Origin of the sequence: Halomonas sp. SIMBA_159 (assembly GCF_046536035.1) — a bacterium.
GTDB lineage: Bacteria > Pseudomonadota > Gammaproteobacteria > Pseudomonadales > Halomonadaceae > Vreelandella > Vreelandella venusta_A.
Genome location: NZ_JAWJBT010000224.1, coordinates 1 through 336, shown reverse-complemented (window position 1 = coordinate 336; position 336 = coordinate 1). Strand labels below are relative to the sequence as shown.

The following is a 336-nucleotide window of genomic DNA, read 5'->3' as shown; positions in this document are numbered from 1 at the left end:
CCATGAATGTTGCTGTCGGTGAAGGCATTGGGGTTAGCACGGAAAATTGCCCCGAGGACCTGATAAATAGAAACGCTGTCATTGGGCTTATACCGTGATGCAATGGACCATAAGGTTTCGTTTTCGCCTGTCGGGCCGTAAATACCCACTGTACGGTTACCGGGAGACATTGCCGGACGCGGTGTGGCCGCGCGAGGCTGAGTCACAGCGGGTCGGGGCGATGGCGCGGGTGACACCGCAGGCGCCGGCGGTTGTGCGGGCTCAGCAACCTGGTCAGTCGGCCCCATGATTCGAACAGTGTTCGCTTGTACGGCGACAGGGAGCTGCAAAGCCGCC

General features: G+C 59.8%; 1 protein-coding gene. It reads right to left on the bottom strand.

Annotated elements, in window-relative coordinates; all coding sequences use genetic code 11:
- Positions 1-206 (bottom strand): FimV/HubP family polar landmark protein (locus tag R0J87_RS19080; RefSeq protein ID WP_498888203.1); only part of this gene is annotated, 206 nt, incomplete at its 3' end.
- Positions 207-336: the final 130 nt, after the last annotated feature.